The sequence below is a fragment of the Leifsonia sp. NPDC102414 genome (assembly GCF_044765685.1).
Lineage (GTDB): Bacteria > Actinomycetota > Actinomycetes > Actinomycetales > Microbacteriaceae > Leifsonia.
Genome location: NZ_JBIWKN010000001.1, coordinates 911,103 through 929,236, shown reverse-complemented (window position 1 = coordinate 929,236; position 18,134 = coordinate 911,103). Strand labels below are relative to the sequence as shown.

Genomic DNA, 18,134 nt, shown 5'->3' with positions numbered 1-18,134 from the left:
TCTCCTCTTGTCTCGCGCTCAGAGCGACGCGAGCGATTCCTTGGCTGCGGCGACGGCGTGCTCGGTGGTCATGCCGAACTCGCGGAACAGGGTCTTGTAGTCGGCCGACGCACCGAAGTGCTCGATCGACACGCTGCGGCCGTGGTCGCCGACGTACTTCCTCCAGCTCAGCGCCAGACCGGCCTCGATCGAGACGCGGGCCTTGACGGCGGAGGGGAGCACGGCTTCCTTGTACTCGTCGCTCTGCTCTTCGAACCATTCGAGGCTCGGTGCGGAGACGACGCGGGCGTTGATGCCTTCGCCCTTGAGGACCTCGCGGGCCTCGACAGCGATCTGGAGCTCGGAGCCCGTGGCGATCAGCAGGATGTCCGGCGTGCCGTTCGGCGCCTCTGCGAGCACGTACGCGCCCTTCGAGACGTTCGCAGCAGACGCGAAGGTGTCACCCGTCGCCTCGCCGTCCCCACGCTCGAACACCGGGATGTTCTGGCGGGTGAGTGCGATACCGGCCGGGCCGTTGCGACGCTCCAGGATGGTCTTCCAGGCGTACGCGACCTCGTTCGCGTCGCCGGGGCGGACGACGTCGAGCTGCGGGATGGCGCGGAGGGTCGAGAGCTGCTCGATCGGCTGGTGCGTCGGGCCGTCCTCGCCGAGCGCGACGGAGTCGTGCGTCCAGACGAAGATCGACGGCGCCTTCATCAGCGCGGCCAGGCGAACGGCGGGGCGCATGTAGTCGCTGAAGATCAGGAACGTGCCGCCGAACGGACGCGTCGGTCCGTGCAGGACGATGCCGTTCAGGATCGCGGCCATGGCGTGCTCGCGGATGCCGAAGTGCAGCACGCGGCCGTAGGGGTTGCCCGTCCACTCGTGCGTCGAGTGCTCGGACGGCACGAACGACGCTGCGCCCTCGATGGTGGTGTTGTTCGACTCTGCCAGGTCGGCCGAGCCGCCCCACAGCTCGGGGATGACGGCGCCGAGGGCGTTGAGCACCTTGCCGCTCGCCGCGCGGGTGGAGACGTCCTTGCCTGCCTCGAAGACGGGGAGTGCCTCTTCGATGCCCTCCGGCAGCTCGCCGGTGAGGAGGCGGTCGAGGAGCTGCTTGCGCTCCGGGTTGGCCGCTGCCCAGGCGTCGAAGCCCTTCTGCCATTCAGCGCGCTGCTCTGCGCCGCGCTCGACGGCCTTGCGGGTGTGCTCGATGACCTCGGGGGCGACGTCGAAGTTCTTGTCGGGGTCGAAGCCGAGGACCTCCTTGACGGCGCGCAGCTCGTCTGCGCCGAGAGCGGAGCCGTGGATCTTGCCCGTGTTCTGCTTCTTCGGGGCCGGCCAGCCGATGATCGTCTTCAGGATGATCAGCGACGGCTTGTCCGTGACGCCCTTGGCGGCCTCGATGGCGGCGTGCAGCTCCTGCACGTCCTCCTCGTAGACGCCCGTCTTCTTCCAGTCGACGACCTGGACGTGCCAGTGGTACGCCTCATAGCGTGCCTTCACGTCCTCGGTGAACGCGATGTTGGTGTCGTCCTCGATGGAGATCTGGTTGCTGTCGTAGATCGCGATGAGGTTGCCGAGCTGCTGGTGGCCGGCGAGCGAGGACGCCTCGCTGCTCACACCCTCCTGCAGGTCGCCGTCGCCGGCGATCACGTAGACGAAGTGGTCGAACGGGCTGGTGCCCGGCTCGGCGTCCGGGTCGAACAGACCGCGCTCGAAGCGGCTGGCGTATGCGAAGCCAACCGACGAGGAGATGCCCTGGCCGAGCGGGCCAGTGGTGATCTCGACGCCATCCGTGTGGCCGTACTCCGGGTGACCGGGCGTGAGCGAGCCCCACGTGCGGAGCTTCTCCAGGTCGTCGAGCTCCAGGCCGTATCCGCCGAAGTAGAGCTGGATGTACTGCGTCAGCGAGCTGTGGCCCGCCGAGAGGATGAAGCGGTCCCTGCCGAGCCAGTGCTGGTCGTGCGGATCGCGGCGCATCACCTTCTGGAAGAGGAGGTAGGCGGCTGGTGCGAGACTCATGGCGGTTCCGGGATGCCCGTTGCCCACCTTCTCGACTGCGTCCGCCGCGAGGACGCGAGCGGTGTCTACTGCCTTGTTGTCAATGGGATCCCATTGCAGAGCTGCCACGTGAAAACTGACCCTTCGTAGAAAATGGTGAGGGCCGTCATGGTCCCGCACCGGTTGAGGTAGTGCGCGCCGTGGACGTCATCGGCGCCGGATTCGCATCCGTTCGACTCCTACAAAAGGACACGGGGATCTGCGGGTTCCGGCTGGCGAGCATCTCCAAGTATAGGTAACACACACGAAACGTGGGGTGTTCCCTCGGCCGGTTGTGGATAAGCCGTGAGCGGAGTAGGCGGGGGAGGGCCGGGCGGCGGTATCGTAGAATCGCTTGGGGAATCGGTCTGATCGTTAGAGGAGCAATGGACGTCGCTGTAGAGAGCCGTGTCGAATCGGGCCGAATCGGCTTCAGCCGCAAGGTCAAGGCCTACTTCTCTCTGACGAAGCCGCGTGTCGTCGAGTTGCTTCTCGTTACGACCGTGCCGACGATGATCCTCGCGGCCAACGCCATCCCGAACCTGTGGCTGGTGCTCGCCACCGTGATCGGCGGATACATGTCCGCCGGCTCGGCAGGCGCGTTCAACTGCTACATCGATCGCGACATCGACCGCGTGATGAAGCGCACCAAGAACCGCCCGCTGGTCACCGGCGAGCTGACCGACCGCGAGGCGCTGGTCTTCGCGTACGCCCTCGGCGTCGCATCCGTGCTCGTGCTCGGCTTCTTCACCAACTGGCTCGCGGCAGGGCTCTCCCTCGTCGCGATCCTGCTCTACGTGGTCTTCTACACGCTGATCCTGAAGCGCCGCACCCCGCAGAACATCGTCTGGGGCGGCATCGCCGGATGCATGCCCGTGCTGATCGGCTGGGCGGCCGTCACCGGTTCGCTCGCCTGGCCGGCGTTCATCCTGTTCGGCGTCATCTTCCTCTGGACGCCCCCGCACTACTGGCCGCTGTCGATGAAGTACCGCGACGACTACAAGGAGGCAGGGGTTCCGATGCTCGCGGTCGTCCGCGGTCGCGCCGTCGTCGGCCTGCAGGTCATCCTGTACGCGTGGGCGATGGTCGCCTGCTCGCTGCTGCTCATCCCCGTCGCCCACATGGGGCTCGTCTACACCACGATCTCCGTGGTCGTCGGCGGCTGGTTCCTGTACGAGTCGCACCGCCTCTACAACCTGGCGATCCGCCACGCCGCGGTGTCGCCGATGCGCGTGTTCCACGGTTCCATCGCCTACCTGACGCTGATCTTCCTCGCTGTCGCGATCGACCCGCTGCTGCCGTTCTGACCATGACCGTGCTGCGCACAGAACGTCTGGTTCTGGATGCGCCGCGCGAGTCGGACATCGACGCCGTGTATGCGGCGTGCCAAGACCAGGTGATCCAGCAGTGGATCCCGTTGGCCTCTCCGTACACGCACAAGAACGCGGAGTTCTTCGTCCGCAGCTACGTGCCCCACGGCGCGGCGAGCGGGCGGTTCACGGTCTGGGCGTACCGCATCGGCGACGGCGGGCTGCTCGGTGTGATCGAGGTGCGCAAGGACGAGGCGGCCGGGTCCGCATCCGTCGGCTGCTGGCAGGTTCCGGATGCGCGGGGACACGGCTACATGCGCGAGGCGCTCTCCCGCGTGGTCGCGCACGCGCTCGACCCGGACGGGATGGGGTTCTCCCGGTTGCGCTGGGAGTACCTGGTCGGCAACGAGCGGAGCAAACGGCTCGCGATGGACGTCGGTTTCGTCTTCGACCAGGCGAGCGCGCACACTGTCGACTTTCGTGGTGAGTCGCGGGGTGCGGTCGTCGGCGTCCTGACCGGCCCAGCGGCCCCTGCGCCAGCACGGTCCGCTGGCTGACCCGGTCTCGAGGGTCGTCAGTCCGCGTCGTGTCGTTCTGCGAGAAAGCGCTCGCGCTGCTCGTCCTGCCCCCTGAGCATCGCGTCGTACTCGTCTTCCAGCTCGCCGATCCTGCGGCCCGTGTACGCGACATTCTCGCTGGCGGTATCCGTGACGCGACGGAGTTCCGCGCGGAAGCCAGGGTCGTCGACCACGCCCTTGTGAGCGCCCAGACCGTAGAGCTCCTCTGCGACCTGGTTGATTCGGGAGCGGTAGTGGCCGATGTACTGTTCGGCCGAATCTATTCGCATTCGTGCGGCACTGCGCTCCTGGTCGTGGGCGTCCTCCAGCTCCGAGAGCGATCCGTAGGTCACCATGCGATGCTGTTCACCCCCTGGGCGTAGTCGCTCTCAGACCTCAGTTCGCCGAGCCCGCGCTCCACGGTGTCTGCCACGGCGCCGGCGAGGACCGAATTGCCGAGATCAGCGCTGCCGATGGTGACTCCGATGCCCGTGCTCGCTGAAGCAACGACGGTGGACTCGCTGATCTTCACGGCGGCGTTGTTCGCGTGGACGATCGGCGGCATCAGGGCGTTCAGAAGCTGAACCGCTGCACCGTGGATCTGGGCTTCGATCCAGTCCTGGACGTCGTGGACGCCGGTCCGCATCTCACGGTCGATTCCGTCGAAGAGTTCCTGCACGAATTCTGCGGGATCCATGATGAGACTTCTCCTATCTGCCGAGTCCGAAAGTGACAGCCCACTGCGCATCCTGCTCCAGGGTGTGACGCACGGACTGGGCGATACCCTCACTGAGCTGGCCCACCCGTTCGATGTGGCGTTCGACCCGGGCACTGACGGCCCACACGGCGTCCTCATCGACGTTCTGGTGTACATGCAAGCGGTGCATCTCGATGCAGTGCTCGATGTCGTAGGCGGTGATCGTGGGCAGAACGGCGGCTGAGTTCTTAGCCTCCAGCAGGCCCTCCTCCATCCGGGGGATGATGCGGCCATTGGCCTGCTTGATCTCGGTAAGCGCGGTCGCGGTATTGCCGATGCTCGCCGCGAGGCTCAGCGCGGCGACCGAGTTGACCGCCACCATCGCCCCGGACGCGTTCGAGGCCAGCGACTTCATCGATGCCGGGTTCCTGGCGATGCCGGCGACCGCCAGCAGGGCGGGGGACAGGGCTGCGGACGCCCCGGGAAGGAGAGAATCGACGACGTTGGCGAGAATGTCGTCAAGGCGATGGCCTTTCGTCCCGGCGGCTGTGACCGACCCATCCGGCTCGAACGAGAACGCGCCGCCCTTTCCGATGTTGTGATAATCCAACGCCGAGCGGCCACGCTCATCGGTCACGAAGTCGGCAGCGCCGGTCCGGTTGACGTACAGATTGCCGATGGGGTCCCACTCGTTCACGTAGTTGTGCAGCCGCAACCTGCCCGACTTCTGATCGGCCTCCAGTCGCGTCTTCGCCTCGGAGGACAACCACTCCCACGGGTCTGGCCCGTTGAAGGTCGTCGCGCTCCAGTTGTTCTCCGCGGCCACCAGCAACGCGAGGAACCCACCGAGCGAATGCCCCGCAGCCTCGATAGACGAGTCGGGATGCGCCTTGTTCACCCGGTCTGCGAATCGCCGAGCATCCGCCACCTGACTCAGCGGGCCCTGCGTGCCCCCGACGACCGTCTCGACATCCTCCAACAGGTCAGCTCGGTGCTCCGGATTGGTGCCCGCGTACGACACGACGATCTGCGACAGGTCCGGCACGCCATCCACGACGGGCACGACAGCCATCGCCTGGAAGCCGTTCGCAGGGTGATCCTCGGTGTCGATCACCTGGAAGGCCTGGGTGTGGTCGCCTGCACTCACGGTGAATGCCCTGCCCGCCGCATATGGAGGATCTTCTATGAGACGGTCCACTCGGTAGGCATGTTCCGAGATGCCCATGTATTCTTCGGCAGTCGTCACTCGATGACCTCCGACGTCCCGTCACTATAGACAACTGTCAGAGGAAGATGACCGGAGGGCGTGGGCGCGGGCGGGGGCATGCCGTTATCTCCGACAAAACCCGGGCCGGTGGCTGGACCGATGATGACCTGATAGTCCACACCGTCTACCGTGGCCACGGCGTTCACACACCACGGGACGCCAACGCCCGGCCTGCTGCCGTCACGGGTGAACCGGACGGTTTCGACGTTGGGTTGGTACTCGCTGCGAAAGTAGAGCGCGGCGTCTCGCTGCATTTCGCGCACGGGAGGGTCTGGCGTCATGAGGCGATCTCCAATCAGTGAACAGGCCGACAGGCCGACGATCAGCCCGACGGCGAGCAGAGCGGCGCTCACCATTCGAAACACACGTACAGGCAGAGGGCTCTGGACGTTGAGGTTCCAACCGTGCGAGCGAGCCGCGATAACCGCGGGGTTGTTGCCGGTCGTCACTCGACCACCTCCGACGTTCCGTCGCTGTAGACCACCGTCAGCGGGAGGTTCGGGGCAGGTGGCAGCGGTTCGGGAGGCCTGCCGGTGCCGCCTACGAACGCTGGACCTGTGTCCGGCCCGATGATCACGAAGTAGTCGTCGCCCGCGACTGTTGCGATCGCATTCGCTCGCCATGGCGCGCCGAGCCCCCCGCGGCTCCCATCTTGGGTGAACTTGACCTTTTCGACGTTCGGTTGGTACTCGTCGCGGAAGTAGAGCGCGGACGCTCGCTGCTGTTCCAACACAGGAGGGTCCGGTGTCATGAGGCGATCTCGTACCAACGAGCACGCAGTCAGGCCAACGATCAGAGTGACGCCTAGCAGCGCCGCGCCCACCGCTCGTCGTGTTCTTCGCCTGTCTCCGCGCTTGCGCGACGTCGATCGGTGCACGTGAGTCCGCGACGAAGTGCTCGCGACTCGACCGCTGGAATGATGCAGCGACATATTAGACGTGACCATACCAGAGCGAACGCTCCCGATCCAGCCCCGAGCGGGCGCGACCGAGGGGCCGGGCGCAGCGCAGGGGAGAAATCGCCGAGCCGCGCATGCGGCGCTCGGCGTCGTGACTCAGCCGTCAGGCGACGGCAGCCCCGCGCTCCATTGACGCCGCGTCCGCCTGGCCGGCGGCGACCGGCGCCTTCAGTGACAGCACGACGGCGGTCATGGCTGCGGCGAGCATGGCAGCGAGCATCATGTGGATGCCGACCAGGACGCCGGGTAGCCCTGTGTTCGCCTGGATCAGGCCGACCGCGATCTGCAGGACCTCGACCGCGAGCAGGTACATCGTGTAGCGGTGCACGCGCGTGCCGCGGATGCGGAGGGACGCCACGACCAGCACGAGCGTCAGAGCGAACGTCACATAGGCGGGGATGGCGTGCACGTGCTGCAGGATCTCCGGGTTGAGATCGTTCCTGGGCGCGTTCGCGTCTCCGGCGTGCGGTCCCGAGCCCGTGGTCAGGATGCCCACGATGATCGTCACGGCGACGACGAAGCTGGTGATGTGCGCGACGACGGCGAACCACGCCGGCACGGCGCGCATCCGGGGCCCAGGGGTCGTGTACAGGCGGAACAGGAACGTGGTGCACAGCGCGACGAGCACGATCGAGACCACGAAGTGCAGGCCGACGACGTACGGGTTCAGCTCGGTGAGCACGCTCAGGCCGCCGATGACCGCCTGGGCGGGGATGCCGAGTCCGGCGAGCAGGGTGAGCCAGAAGAGGTCCTTGCGCTCCTTGCGGAGGCGAAGAATGGCGACGAACGCCACGATCGCCACGATCCCGAGCAGAACGCCCAGCAGCCGGTTGCCGAACTCGATGACGCCGTGGATGCCCATCTCCGGCGTGTTCACCAGCGAATCGGCCGTGCACTTGGGCCAGGTGGGGCAGCCGAGACCGCTCGACGTGAGGCGGACGAGGCCGCCTGTGCCGACCAGAACGATCTGCCCGACGAGGTAGATCCACGCGATGACCTTCAGGCGAATGTCCACGCGGTCGGGCAGCCAGGCGATGATGCGCTTCATTCTGGGTCTGTTTTCCTTGCTTCTTGGTCGGATACTCGGGCAACGCGCAGGCGCGTCTCTACTATTACCGGTCCGCACCTGTAGAATTGGTGGGTTCGAGAAACGCGCCCGATGCGCGTGCCTGCAGCTTCTTGCAGCCGGGGCGACGAAGCCCGAGTCTCCGAACAGTTTAGGTACGCACACCAGCCACCCGCACAATCACGACGCTTGTGCAGGTCGTGTATTCGACCTGTCCGAGGGAATGAGCCGGAATGATAGCCGGTTACGAGTGGAAGGAAACGAGGTAGATATGTCAGACATCCTGATCGACCGCCCCGAACTCGAGAGCCTTGGGCAATACGAGTTCGGCTGGGCGGACTCCGACACGGCGGGGCAGTCCGCGCGTCGAGGGATCTCGCCTGAGGTGGTGACCGATATCTCCGCGCTCAAGAACGAGCCGGACTGGATGCGCGAGCGTCGCCTCAAGGCGCTGCAGCTCTTCGAGCGCAAGCCGATGCCCACCTGGGGTGCCGATCTCTCCGAGATCGACTTCGACAACATCAAGTACTTCGTGCGGTCCACGGAGAAGCAGGCCCAGACCTGGGAAGACCTGCCGGAGGACATCCGCAACACGTACGAGAAGCTCGGCATCCCCGAGGCGGAGCGTCAGCGCCTCGTCGCCGGCGTGGCTGCTCAGTACGAGTCGGAGGTCGTCTACCACCAGATCCGCGAGGACCTGGAGCAGCAGGGCGTCATCTTCCTCGACACCGACACCGCGCTCAAGCAGTACCCCGAGATCTTCCAGGAGTACTTCGGAACGGTGATCCCGGCAGGCGACAACAAGTTCGCCGCGCTGAACACCGCCGTGTGGTCCGGCGGCTCGTTCGTCTACGTCCCGAAGGGCGTGCACGTCGAGATCCCGCTGCAGGCATACTTCCGCATCAACACGGAGAACATGGGGCAGTTCGAGCGCACGCTGATCATCGCGGACGAGGACAGCTACGTGCACTACATCGAGGGCTGCACGGCTCCGATCTACAAGTCCGACTCTCTACACTCCGCCGTGGTCGAGATCATCGTCAAGAAGAACGCCCGCGTGCGCTACACGACCATCCAGAACTGGTCGAACAACGTGTACAACCTCGTCACCAAGCGCGCGACGGCGGCCGAGGGCGCGACCATGGAGTGGATCGACGGCAACATCGGCTCCAAGGTCACGATGAAGTACCCGTCGATCTACCTGATGGGGGAGCACGCCAAGGGCGAGACCCTGTCCGTCGCGTTCGCCGGCCCGGGCCAGCACCAGGACGCCGGCGCGAAGATGATCCACATGGCGCCGTACACGCAGTCGTCGATCGTCTCCAAGTCGATCGCGCGCGGCGGTGGCCGCGCAGGCTACCGCGGTGAAGTGCGCGTGGATGCGAACGCGCATCACGCGGCCAACACGGTGCGCTGCGACGCTCTCCTGGTCGACTCGATCTCCCGCTCCGACACATACCCGGCGATCGACATCCGTGTCGACGACGTGCAGCTCGGGCACGAGGCGACCGTGTCGCGCGTGAGCGAGGAGCAGCTGTTCTACCTGATGTCCCGCGGTCTCCCTGAGGACGAAGCCATGGCGATGATCGTGCGCGGCTTCATCGAACCGATCGCCAGGGAGCTCCCGATGGAATACGCACTCGAACTCAACAAGCTCATCGAGATGGGCATGGAAGGCTCTGTCGGCTAAATGACCACCGCCACCCCGAAGACCATCGAAACCGCGGGAACGGCAGCGCCGAAGCACATGCGCAGCGCTGTGCCCGTTCAGACCCGCTCCGACCGTTTCAAGTCCACCGTCGTCTCCGAGTTCCCGGATGTCACCGGCCGCGAGGCCGTCTGGAAGTACACGCCGGTCGCCCGCCTCGCCGAGCTCATCTCCGGCGAGCTGGACGGCGCGCCGTACGTCTTCGACGCGACCGTCGCATCCGGTGTCAGCACCGAATGGGTCGACCGTGACGACGCGCGCATCGGCAGTGCGGGCACGCCGGAGGACCGGGCGTCCGCGAACGCCTGGACCGCCTTCCAGCAGGCGCTCGTCATCTCCGTCACCGGGGACGACGACAAGGAGCTCACCCTCACCCGCTCCGCGCTCGGCAGCGGTCCCCGTGCGGCGCACACCGTCGTCGTGGCCGCGCCGAACAGCCGTGCGACGCTCATCCTGCAGAACAGCGGGGCGGCGCACCTCACCGAGAACGTCGAGTTCGTCCTCGGCGACGGCGCGCACCTCACGGTCGTGACCGTGCAGGAGTGGGACGACGACGCACTCCACGTCGCGACCCACTTCGCCAGCATCGGCAAGGACGCGCTTCTCAAGCACGTCGCAGTCACGCTCGGCGGCGGGGTCGTCCGGCTCAACCCGTCCGCGCACCTCGCGGGCGAGCGCGCGGACGCCGAGCTCTACGGCGCGTACTTCGCCGACGCAGGCCAGCACCTCGAGCAGCAGGTGTACGTCTTCCACGACGCCCCGGCCACCCGCAGCCGCGTCACATACAAGGGCGCACTACAGGGCGTCGGAGCGCGCACGGTGTGGATCGGCGACGTGCTGATCGGCCCGAAGGCCGTCGGCACGGACACCTACGAGCAGAACCGCAACCTGGTGCTCACGGACGGCGCCCGCGCCGACTCCGTGCCCAACCTGGAGATCGAGACAGGCGACATCGTCGGGGCAGGCCACGCGAGCGCGACAGGCCGATTCGACGACGAGCAGCTCTTCTACCTGCAGTCCCGCGGGATCACGGAGGACGAGGCGCGCCGCCTGGTCGTCCGCGGCTTCCTCGCGGAGATCGTGCAGCAGATCGGCTCGCCTGCACTGCAGGAGCGCCTGCACGCGGCCATCGAGGCCGAGCTCGAGTCCGTCGTCACGGTGGGGAGCTGATGGGCACGCGCGTCTGCTCCGCCGACGAGCTGGTGGTCGACCAGGCCACCCGCGTCGTCGTCGAAGGCACCCCCATCGCCGTCGTCAAAGACTCGGCAGGAGCGATCCACGCCATCGGCGACACCTGCACGCACGGCGAGATCTCGCTATCCGAGGGTTTCGTCGAGGGCGAGACGCTCGAGTGCTGGGCGCACGGCTCGCAATTCTCCCTCCTCACCGGAAAGCCCATGAACCTACCGGCGTACGAGCCGGTCCCCGTCTACCAGGTCGAGCTCATCGACGGTGACGTCTACATCGACCCGAACGCAACGAAAGAGATTTAGTCCATGTCAGTCCTTGAGATCCGCGACCTGCACGTCACCGTCGAGACGGAGCAGGGCGTCAAGCCCATCCTGAACGGCGTCGACCTGACCATCCGCGAGGGCGAGATCCACGCGATCATGGGCCCGAACGGCTCTGGCAAGTCCACCCTCGCGTACACGATCGCCGGGCACCCGAAGTACACCGTCACCGGTGGCACCATCACGCTCGACGGCGAGGACGTCCTCGCGATGACCGTGGACGAGCGCGCCCGCGCCGGCCTGTTCCTCGCCATGCAGTACCCGGTGGAGATCCCCGGGGTGACCAACACCAACTTCCTGCGCACCGCGAAGACCGCCATCGACGGCGAGGCGCCCTCGATCCGTTCCTGGGTCAAGGATGTCCGCGAGTCGATGGGCAAGCTCCGCATGGACTCGTCCTTCGCAGAGCGCAACGTCAACGAGGGCTTCTCCGGTGGAGAGAAGAAGCGCAACGAGATCCTCCAGCTCGAGCTCCTCAAGCCGAAATTCGCGGTGCTCGACGAGACCGACTCCGGCCTCGACGTCGATGCGCTGAAGGTCGTCTCCGAGGGCGTCAACCGTGCCAAGGAGAACACCGGACTCGGCATCCTGCTCATCACGCACTACACGCGCATCCTGCGCTACATCAAGCCGGACTTCGTGCACGTCTTCGTCGCCGGCCGCGTGGCGGAGCAGGGCGGCCCAGAGCTGGCTGACCGGCTCGAGGAAGAGGGCTACGACCGCTTCGTGGACGCTCCGGAGCCGGCCAAGGCCGACGCCGCTGAGCTGACAGAGGCGTAGGCTTCCGGTATGCCCGCCACGCTGAGCCCCGCGCTCTTCGACCAGGTCGAAGAGGCGCTGAAGAACGTCATGGACCCCGAACTCGGGATCAACGTCGTCGACCTCGGCCTCATCTACGACCTGGCCTGGGACGACGAGAACAACGCCCTCATCATCTCGATGACGCTGACGAGCGCCGGCTGCCCACTCACCGATGTGCTCGAAGAGCAGACGGCTGAGAGCCTGGACGGCATCGTCGAGGCGTTCCGCATCAACTGGGTGTGGATGCCGCCGTGGGGTCCGGAGCGGATCACCGACGACGGGCGCGACATGATGCGCGCTCTCGGCTTCGCCATCTAGCGACACACACTGTGCGAGTGGTCCCGGACCGCCGCGAGCCCCGGCTCGTGCGCGGTCCGGGACCACTGGCGTGAACACGACACTTTACGAACGAATGGATTGACTGTGCTTGCCGTGCAAGACCTCGAGCTCCGAGTCGGAGCCCGGTTGCTCATGGAGAACGTGAGCTTCCGTGTCGCGCCCGGCGACAAGATCGGTCTCGTCGGCCGAAACGGAGCAGGGAAGACCACCCTCACCAAGGTGCTGGCCGGCGACCTGCTGCCCAACGGCGGCAAGGTGGACCGCACGGAGGAGCTCGGCTATCTGCCGCAGGACCCGCGCTCCGGCAACCTGGAAGACCTGGCTCGCACCCGCATTCTGGATGCTCGTGGCCTCGGCTCGATCGTCCTCGGCATGCAGCAGGCGACCGTCGACATGGCGAGCACGGACGAGAAGGTCTCCGCCGCCGCCATGAAGAAGTACGGCACGTTGGAGGAGCGCTTCCACATGCTGGGCGGCTACGCGGCCGAGGCGGAGGCCGCATCCATCGCGAGCAACCTCAACCTGCCCGATCGCATCCTCGACCAGCCGCTGAAGACGCTCTCCGGTGGTCAGCGCCGCCGCATCGAGCTCGCGCGCATCCTGTTCTCCGACGCGCGCACGATGATCCTCGACGAGCCCACCAACCACCTCGACGCCGACTCGGTGATCTGGCTGCGGGAGTTCCTCAAGAATTACACCGGCGGCTTCATCGTGATCTCGCACGACGTGGAGCTGGTCGGGGAGACCGTCAACCGCGTCTTCTATCTGGATGCGAACCGCCAGGTCATCGACATCTACAACATGGGCTGGAAGCACTACCAGCGCCAGCGCGCCGCCGACGAGGAGCGCCGCAAGAAGGAGCGCGCCAACGCCGAGAAGAAGGCGGGCGTGCTGCAGTTGCAGGCGGCCAAGTTCGGTGCGAAGGCGAGCAAGGCGGCCGCGGCCCACCAGATGGTGGCCCGCGCGGAGAAGCTGCTGGCCGGCCTCGAGGACGTGCGCGCCGTCGACCGCGTCGCCAAGCTGCGTTTCCCGACCCCAGCGCCCTGCGGCCGCACGCCGCTGCAGGCGAGCGACCTGTCCAAGAGCTACGGCTCGCTGGAGATCTTCACCGCCGTCGACCTCGCGATCGACCGCGGCTCCAAGGTGGTCGTGCTCGGCCTCAACGGTGCGGGCAAGACCACGCTGCTCCGGATGCTCGCCGGGGTCGACAAGCCGGACACCGGCCAGGTGGAGCCCGGCCACGGCCTCCGCATCGGCTACTACGCGCAGGAGCACGAGACGATCGACGTCGAGCGCTCCGTGCTGCAGAACATGATGTCGGCGTCACCGAACCTGGCAGAGACCGAGGCTCGCCGCGTGCTCGGCTCGTTCCTGTTCACCGGCGACGACTCGCACAAGCCTGCCGGGGTCCTCTCCGGCGGCGAGAAGACGCGTCTCGCCCTGGCGATGATCGTGGTCTCCGGCGCCAACGTGCTGCTGCTCGACGAGCCGACCAACAACCTGGACCCCGCGAGCCGTGAGGAGATCCTGGATGCGCTGGCGCACTACGAGGGTGCCGTCGTCCTGGTCAGCCACGACGAGGGCGCAGTCGAGGCTCTGAACCCGGAGCGCGTCCTCATCCTGCCCGACGGCGTCGAGGACCACTGGAACAAGGACTACCTGGAACTGATCTCGCTGGCCTAGCGGCCGCGTGCGCTCTGCGTGCTGAGTGCGGGTTCTCCCGCGCTCAGCGCGCGGCGTCGATCAGCTCGTCCTCCACGTCGGAGTCCGTGCGCTTCAGCGCGCGCTTCCGCTGCCGCTCCGCGGCCTTGGCCTGCTCTTCGGGGGTGTGCTCGTTGCGCTTGCGGTACTCCGTGAGCAGCGCGTAGCCGAGGCCGAAGAACCCGATCAGGGCGAAGATGATCCACTGGATCATGTACGACCAGTGGAGGCCCTCATCCTGGGTGGGAGGGTCGGTCACGGTGGGCGTCGGCGTGGAGGCCGGAGACGGCTTCTGCGAGTCGAGCAGGCCGTACGCGCCGGTGTACACGTCGTCCGTGTCGAGCTTCGACTTCACCACGGAGAGCTGGATGGTGCCGACCTGACGGCCGACCGCGGTGCGGCCCGGGATGGACGGCTCGCTGGCCTTGAGACGGGCGACGACGGTGACCGTGCCGGACGGGGCGGCGGGAACGTGGTCGGGCGCATCCGTGGTGTTGCCCGTCGGCACCCACCCGCGGTCGACGATGAACAGCGCGCCGTCCGCCGTGCGCAGCGGGGTGAGCACTTCGAAGCCTGGGCTGCCGTTGAACGGCCGGTTGCGCACCAGGAGTTCCTGGTCCTTCTCGTAGGTGCCGGTGACCTGAACGCGCGTCCATTCCTGGCCGGGCTGGTACGCGGTGAGGTCGGAGAGTTCGTCGGTGAGCGGGACGGGCTTCGAGTAGAAGTTGTCCGAGATGAGCGCGTTCGCGGCCGCGGCCTCTTTACTGCGGGCGAGCTGCCATGCGGACAGGCAGCCGCAGGCGATCGCGAAGGCGACGGCGAACGCCAGGTAGCCGAGCCAGCGCCGGGAGAACGCGAATCGCCAGCTGCCGTCGTTTCTGCCCGCGTCTGTGGCGGTGTCCCTGCCGGCGCCGCCGCCGCTCACGCCGTCGTCCTCTCGGACACGGGATGCACGCTCAGTGGGAAGTCGCGGGCGCCCAAGAACTCTCTCAGGAAGTCGACGTGCTCGTCGCAGGCGAGCCAGACTTTCACGCGGTCCTCCGTGTGGATCTTCGGGTTGCGCCACTCGATGCGCCAGGACGCCTGCTCGCGACAGTTCGCTCGCGAGCAGGTCAGTGGTTCCGGTTCACCGAAGCCGATCACTCGTCCGTGTCCTTCGTGTCGTCGCGGGGTCCCGCCGGTGGCGGAGGGGTCATGGGAAGGATATTCCCCGGACGCTGAACTTCCGCTCGACGAGGGTCGGTGGAGACGTTAGCGACGACGACGGCGAAGTACGGGAGGAAGATGGCGCCGATGAGGGGGATGATCGCCCACCAGCCCGGCACGAACAGGATCGCGAAGATGCAGAGCACACGGATTCCCATGGCGACCGAATACTTGATCATCCGGTGTCGTCGCTCTTCGTCGGGTGAGAGCGGAAGATTCGTGATCGACTGGTGTGGCTGCTTCATGTGCGTTGGTCCAAGACTACGTCCATAAACTGGTGATCGTTTCTATTGAGAGGAAAATGCATGACTACCCAGCGCACCGTGCTCGTCACAGGAGGAAACCGCGGAATCGGCTACGCCATCGCGGAGGAGTTCCTGGCCCAGGGCCACAGGGTCGCCGTCACGGCGCGCTCGGGCGAAGGCCCTGACGGTGCGCTCACCGTGCGCGCCGACGTCACAGACGCCGCGGCGGTGGACGCGGCGTTCACGGAGATCGAGGAGAAGCTCGGCCCTGTCGAGGTGGTCGTCGCCAACGCGGGGATCACCCGCGACACCCTCCTGATGCGCATGACGGACGAGGACTTCGACACGGTGGTCGACACGAACCTCGGCGGCTCGTTCCGTGTCGTGAAGCGCGCATCCAAGGGGATGCTCAAGGCCAGGTTCGGCCGCATCGTGTTCATCTCCAGCGTTGTCGGCCTCTACGGCAGCGCCGGCCAGGTCAACTACGCAGCCTCCAAGGCCGGGCTGGTCGGCATGGCCCGCTCGATCACCCGCGAGCTCGGAGGGCGAGGGATCACTGCGAACGTGGTGTCGCCCGGCTTCATCGAGACCGACATGACGGCCGCCCTGCCGGAGACCCAGCAGGCCGAGTACAAGCGCAACATCCCCGCAGCGCGCTTCGCAACGGCGAACGAGGTCGCGAAGGTCGTGGCGTGGGTCGCCGGCGATGACGCCGGCTACATCTCCGGCGCCGTCATCCCCGTCGACGGCGGCCTCGGCATGGGGCACTGAGCCCGCCGCGGTCAGCCGCGCAGCCCCAGCAGGGGAAGCACCTGGGAGAGGTCCTGGCGGTCGATCACCACGTCGGCCTCGGCGCGCACCTTCGGCTTAGCGTTGAACGCGATCGCCAGGCCGGCGACCGCCATCATCCGCAGGTCGTTCGCGCCGTCGCCGATCGCGACCGTCCGAGCCAGCGGGATGTCCGCCTGATCCGCCCAGGCGCGCAGTGCGGCGGCCTTGGCCTCCGCATCCACGACCCCGCCTGTCACGGCTCCGGTGAGGACGCCGTCGACGACCTCGAGCCGGTTGGCGCGCCAGTGGTCGAGGCCGAGGCGTTCGCCGAGCGGGTCGAGGGTTTCGTGGAAGCCGCCGGAGACGACGCCGACGACGCCGCCCGCGGCGTGTACGCCCGCGATCAGTTCTGGCACGCCATCGGTGACCGTGATGCGCTCTCCGACGCGTGAGAACACGGACGAGGGGAGTCCGGCGAGGGTCTTGACCCGTGCGCGCAGGCTCTGCTCGAAGTCGAGCTCTCCGCGCATCGCACGCTCGGTGACCTCCGCCACCTCCTGGCGCGCGCCTGCCTCCTCTGCCAGAAGCTCGATCACCTCGTCGTGGATGAGGGTCGAGTCGGCGTCGAGGACGACAAGGAAGCGCGGGGCGCTGCGTGGTGCGGTGGAAGGGGATGCTGTTGGGTGATCACTGCCGGTCATGGAACGACGTGCACTCCCTTGCCGACCACGGTGAGACCGGAGTCGGTGACGGTGAAGCCTCGTGCGCGGTCGCGCTCGGGGTCGACGCCGATGGATGCGCCCTCCGCCACCACCACGTCCTTGTCCAGGATCGCGCGGCCGACGAACGCGTTGGCGCCGATCACCGCGCGCTCGAACACGACGGAGTCGACGACCTTGGCGCCGGAGTCCACCTTCGCCCACGGTCCGAGGACGCTGCGCTCGAGGTGTGCGCCGGAGATCACGGAGCCGAGCGACACGATCGAGTCGATGGTCGTGCCGAGCGCTCCGCGGCCGTCGCGGACGATCTTCGCCGGGGGAGAGTTCAGCACCTGGCTGAAGATCGGCCACTCGCGGTTGTACAGGTTGAACACCGGAAGGGCGGAGATGAGGTCCTGGTGGGCTTCGAAGAACGAGTCGATCGTTCCCACATCCCGCCAGTAGTACCGATCGCGGTCGGTCGAGCCCGGCACGTCGTTGCGGTTGAAGTCGTAAACAGCGGCCTCGTCGCGCGACACGAAGTCCGGAATGATGTCGCCGCCCATGTCGTGGTTGGAGTCAGGGCGGTCGCCGTCGCGCACGACGGCGTCGATCAGGGCGTCGGCGTCGAAGACGTAGTTGCCCATGGATGCGAGCACCTCGTCCGGCGAGTCAGGCAGCCCGATCGGGTCACTCGGCTTTTCTCTGAACGCGCTGATGCGGTCTGCCCGTTCCGGGTCGACCTCGATCACGCCGAACTGGTCGGCGAGACCGATCGGCTGCCGGATCGCAGCCACGGTCGCCGGTGCGCCGGAGGCGATGTGGGCCTCGATCATCTGGCCGAAGTCCATCCGGTATACGTGGTCTGCTCCGACGACGACCACGATGTCGGGCTTCTCGTCGCGCAGCAGGTTGAGGCTTTGCAGGATGGCGTCGGCCGATCCACTGAACCAGCGCTTGCCCAGGCGCTGTTGCGCAGGCACGGACGCGATGTACGAGTTGAGCATGCCGTCGAGGCGCCAGGTCTGCGAGACGTGACGGTCGAGGCTGTGCGACTTGTACTGCGTCAGCACGACGATCTGGCGCAACTGCGAATTGATGAGGTTCGAGAGCGCGAAGTCGATGAGGCGGTACTGTCCGCCGAACGGAACGGCCGGCTTCGCGCGGTCGGCCGTCAACGGCATCAACCGCTTCCCTTCGCCACCCGCGAGAACTATGCCGAAGATCTTCTTGCCTGCCATGCCACCACAGTAGAGGCAACATGCGACCTGTACTAG

Annotated in this window: 21 protein-coding genes; 9 read left to right on the top strand and 12 right to left on the bottom strand. The window is 66.7% G+C overall.

The window, feature by feature from the left end; translation table 11 throughout:
• Positions 1–18 precede the first annotated feature (18 nt).
• Positions 19–2,112 (bottom strand): transketolase, encoded by a 2,094-nt coding sequence (gene tkt / locus ACIRCZ_RS04470; protein ID WP_402850067.1) that lies wholly within the window; start codon positions 2,110–2,112, stop codon positions 19–21.
• A 296-nt stretch (positions 2,113–2,408) separates the two neighbouring features.
• Here tkt and ACIRCZ_RS04465 point away from each other — a divergent pair, with 296 nt between their 5' ends.
• A complete protein-coding gene (locus ACIRCZ_RS04465) occupies positions 2,409–3,329 on the top strand; it encodes a heme o synthase (protein ID WP_402850064.1) in 921 nt (306 codons plus the stop codon).
• A 2-nt stretch (positions 3,330–3,331) separates the two neighbouring features.
• A complete protein-coding gene (locus ACIRCZ_RS04460; protein ID WP_402850061.1) occupies positions 3,332–3,889 on the top strand; it encodes a GNAT family N-acetyltransferase in 558 nt (185 codons plus the stop codon).
• A gap of 17 nt (positions 3,890–3,906) precedes the next feature.
• On the opposite strand, the gene ACIRCZ_RS04455 is transcribed toward ACIRCZ_RS04460, so the two are convergent.
• The 6 genes from ACIRCZ_RS04455 to ACIRCZ_RS04430 form a co-directional block, all read right to left on the bottom strand.
• Positions 3,907–4,242: a hypothetical protein gene (locus ACIRCZ_RS04455; RefSeq protein ID WP_402850058.1), complete on the bottom strand. Its 336-nt coding sequence runs from the start codon at positions 4,240–4,242 to the stop codon at positions 3,907–3,909.
• Positions 4,239–4,586, bottom strand: coding sequence for a hypothetical protein (locus tag ACIRCZ_RS04450; RefSeq protein ID WP_402850055.1), 348 nt, complete (start codon positions 4,584–4,586; stop codon positions 4,239–4,241). Before ACIRCZ_RS04450 ends, ACIRCZ_RS04455 begins: the two co-directional genes overlap by 4 nt.
• A gap of 13 nt (positions 4,587–4,599) precedes the next feature.
• Complete coding sequence (locus tag ACIRCZ_RS04445) at positions 4,600–5,832, bottom strand: hypothetical protein (protein ID WP_402850052.1); 1,233 nt, start codon at positions 5,830–5,832, stop codon at positions 4,600–4,602.
• Positions 5,829–6,302 carry a hypothetical protein gene (locus ACIRCZ_RS04440; RefSeq protein ID WP_402850049.1) on the bottom strand — a complete coding sequence of 158 codons (474 nt, stop codon included), beginning with the start codon at positions 6,300–6,302 and terminating at the stop codon, positions 5,829–5,831. Before ACIRCZ_RS04440 ends, ACIRCZ_RS04445 begins: the two co-directional genes overlap by 4 nt.
• Positions 6,299–6,583: a hypothetical protein gene (locus ACIRCZ_RS04435; protein ID WP_402850046.1), complete on the bottom strand. Its 285-nt coding sequence runs from the start codon at positions 6,581–6,583 to the stop codon at positions 6,299–6,301. Before ACIRCZ_RS04435 ends, ACIRCZ_RS04440 begins: the two co-directional genes overlap by 4 nt.
• A 331-nt stretch (positions 6,584–6,914) precedes the next feature.
• Complete coding sequence (locus ACIRCZ_RS04430) at positions 6,915–7,859, bottom strand: heme A synthase (protein ID WP_402850043.1); 945 nt, start codon at positions 7,857–7,859, stop codon at positions 6,915–6,917.
• 289 nt (positions 7,860–8,148) lie between these two features.
• Between ACIRCZ_RS04430 and sufB the strand changes: the two genes are divergently transcribed.
• The 6 genes from sufB (at position 8,149) to ACIRCZ_RS04400 (ending at position 13,919) form a co-directional block, all read left to right on the top strand.
• On the top strand, positions 8,149–9,567 hold the full coding sequence (gene sufB / locus ACIRCZ_RS04425; RefSeq protein WP_055893981.1) for a Fe-S cluster assembly protein SufB: 1,419 nt from the start codon (positions 8,149–8,151) through the stop codon (positions 9,565–9,567).
• Positions 9,568–10,755: a Fe-S cluster assembly protein SufD gene (gene sufD, locus ACIRCZ_RS04420; RefSeq protein ID WP_402850040.1), complete on the top strand. Its 1,188-nt coding sequence runs from the start codon at positions 9,568–9,570 to the stop codon at positions 10,753–10,755.
• Positions 10,755–11,078 carry a non-heme iron oxygenase ferredoxin subunit gene (locus tag ACIRCZ_RS04415; RefSeq protein WP_402850037.1) on the top strand — a complete coding sequence of 108 codons (324 nt, stop codon included), beginning with the start codon at positions 10,755–10,757 and terminating at the stop codon, positions 11,076–11,078. Before sufD ends, ACIRCZ_RS04415 begins: the two co-directional genes overlap by 1 nt.
• 3 nt (positions 11,079–11,081) lie before the next feature.
• On the top strand, positions 11,082–11,876 hold the full coding sequence (gene sufC / locus ACIRCZ_RS04410) for a Fe-S cluster assembly ATPase SufC (protein WP_055893976.1): 795 nt from the start codon (positions 11,082–11,084) through the stop codon (positions 11,874–11,876).
• Positions 11,877–11,885: 9 nt separating this feature from the next.
• Entirely contained in the window at positions 11,886–12,215 is a 330-nt protein-coding gene (locus tag ACIRCZ_RS04405) for a metal-sulfur cluster assembly factor (protein WP_055893974.1), read from the top strand.
• 105 nt (positions 12,216–12,320) lie between these two features.
• Positions 12,321–13,919, top strand: coding sequence for an ABC-F family ATP-binding cassette domain-containing protein (locus ACIRCZ_RS04400; RefSeq protein WP_055893972.1), 1,599 nt, complete (start codon positions 12,321–12,323; stop codon positions 13,917–13,919).
• A gap of 43 nt (positions 13,920–13,962) precedes the next feature.
• On the opposite strand, the gene ACIRCZ_RS04395 is transcribed toward ACIRCZ_RS04400, so the two are convergent.
• Genes ACIRCZ_RS04395 through ACIRCZ_RS04385 form a run of 3 tightly spaced genes read right to left on the bottom strand, consistent with a single transcriptional unit; the run spans position 13,963 to position 15,388 of the window.
• Positions 13,963–14,862, bottom strand: a complete 900-nt coding sequence (locus ACIRCZ_RS04395) for an SURF1 family protein (protein WP_402850031.1) — start codon at positions 14,860–14,862, stop codon at positions 13,963–13,965.
• The gene (locus tag ACIRCZ_RS04390; protein ID WP_055893966.1) at positions 14,859–15,080 is read right to left on the bottom strand and encodes a hypothetical protein; all 222 of its coding nucleotides are present in this window, start codon (positions 15,078–15,080) and stop codon (positions 14,859–14,861) included. The genes ACIRCZ_RS04395 and ACIRCZ_RS04390 overlap by 4 nt, the downstream gene beginning before the upstream one ends.
• Entirely contained in the window at positions 15,077–15,388 is a 312-nt protein-coding gene (locus ACIRCZ_RS04385) for a DUF3099 domain-containing protein (RefSeq protein WP_082581325.1), read from the bottom strand. Before ACIRCZ_RS04385 ends, ACIRCZ_RS04390 begins: the two co-directional genes overlap by 4 nt.
• A gap of 60 nt (positions 15,389–15,448) precedes the next feature.
• Between ACIRCZ_RS04385 and fabG the strand changes: the two genes are divergently transcribed.
• A complete protein-coding gene (gene fabG / locus ACIRCZ_RS04380; protein WP_402850026.1) occupies positions 15,449–16,159 on the top strand; it encodes a 3-oxoacyl-ACP reductase FabG in 711 nt (236 codons plus the stop codon).
• 11 nt (positions 16,160–16,170) lie between these two features.
• On the opposite strand, the gene serB is transcribed toward fabG, so the two are convergent.
• Both serB and glgC read right to left on the bottom strand, forming a co-directional pair.
• Entirely contained in the window at positions 16,171–16,860 is a 690-nt protein-coding gene (gene serB / locus ACIRCZ_RS04375) for a phosphoserine phosphatase SerB (RefSeq protein WP_402850023.1), read from the bottom strand.
• On the bottom strand, positions 16,857–18,098 hold the full coding sequence (glgC, locus tag ACIRCZ_RS04370) for a glucose-1-phosphate adenylyltransferase (RefSeq protein ID WP_055893958.1): 1,242 nt from the start codon (positions 18,096–18,098) through the stop codon (positions 16,857–16,859). Before glgC ends, serB begins: the two co-directional genes overlap by 4 nt.
• Between the last annotated feature and the right edge of the window lie 36 nt (positions 18,099–18,134).

Coding starts and splice junctions, on each gene's coding strand:
- ACIRCZ_RS04465 (WP_402850064.1), top strand. CDS start 2,409: ATGGACGTCGCTGTAGAGAGCCGTGTCGAATCGGGCCGAATCGGCTTC.
- ACIRCZ_RS04460 (WP_402850061.1), top strand. CDS start 3,332: ATGACCGTGCTGCGCACAGAACGTCTGGTTCTGGATGCGCCGCGCGAG.
- ACIRCZ_RS04450 (WP_402850055.1), bottom strand. CDS start 4,586: ATGGATCCCGCAGAATTCGTGCAGGAACTCTTCGACGGAATCGACCGT.
- ACIRCZ_RS04430 (WP_402850043.1), bottom strand. CDS start 7,859: ATGAAGCGCATCATCGCCTGGCTGCCCGACCGCGTGGACATTCGCCTG.
- sufB (WP_055893981.1), top strand. CDS start 8,149: ATGTCAGACATCCTGATCGACCGCCCCGAACTCGAGAGCCTTGGGCAA.
- sufD (WP_402850040.1), top strand. CDS start 9,568: ATGACCACCGCCACCCCGAAGACCATCGAAACCGCGGGAACGGCAGCG.
- ACIRCZ_RS04415 (WP_402850037.1), top strand. CDS start 10,755: ATGGGCACGCGCGTCTGCTCCGCCGACGAGCTGGTGGTCGACCAGGCC.
- sufC (WP_055893976.1), top strand. CDS start 11,082: ATGTCAGTCCTTGAGATCCGCGACCTGCACGTCACCGTCGAGACGGAG.
- ACIRCZ_RS04405 (WP_055893974.1), top strand. CDS start 11,886: ATGCCCGCCACGCTGAGCCCCGCGCTCTTCGACCAGGTCGAAGAGGCG.
- ACIRCZ_RS04385 (WP_082581325.1), bottom strand. CDS start 15,388: ATGAAGCAGCCACACCAGTCGATCACGAATCTTCCGCTCTCACCCGAC.
- fabG (WP_402850026.1), top strand. CDS start 15,449: ATGACTACCCAGCGCACCGTGCTCGTCACAGGAGGAAACCGCGGAATC.
- serB (WP_402850023.1), bottom strand. CDS start 16,860: ATGACCGGCAGTGATCACCCAACAGCATCCCCTTCCACCGCACCACGC.
- glgC (WP_055893958.1), bottom strand. CDS start 18,098: ATGGCAGGCAAGAAGATCTTCGGCATAGTTCTCGCGGGTGGCGAAGGG.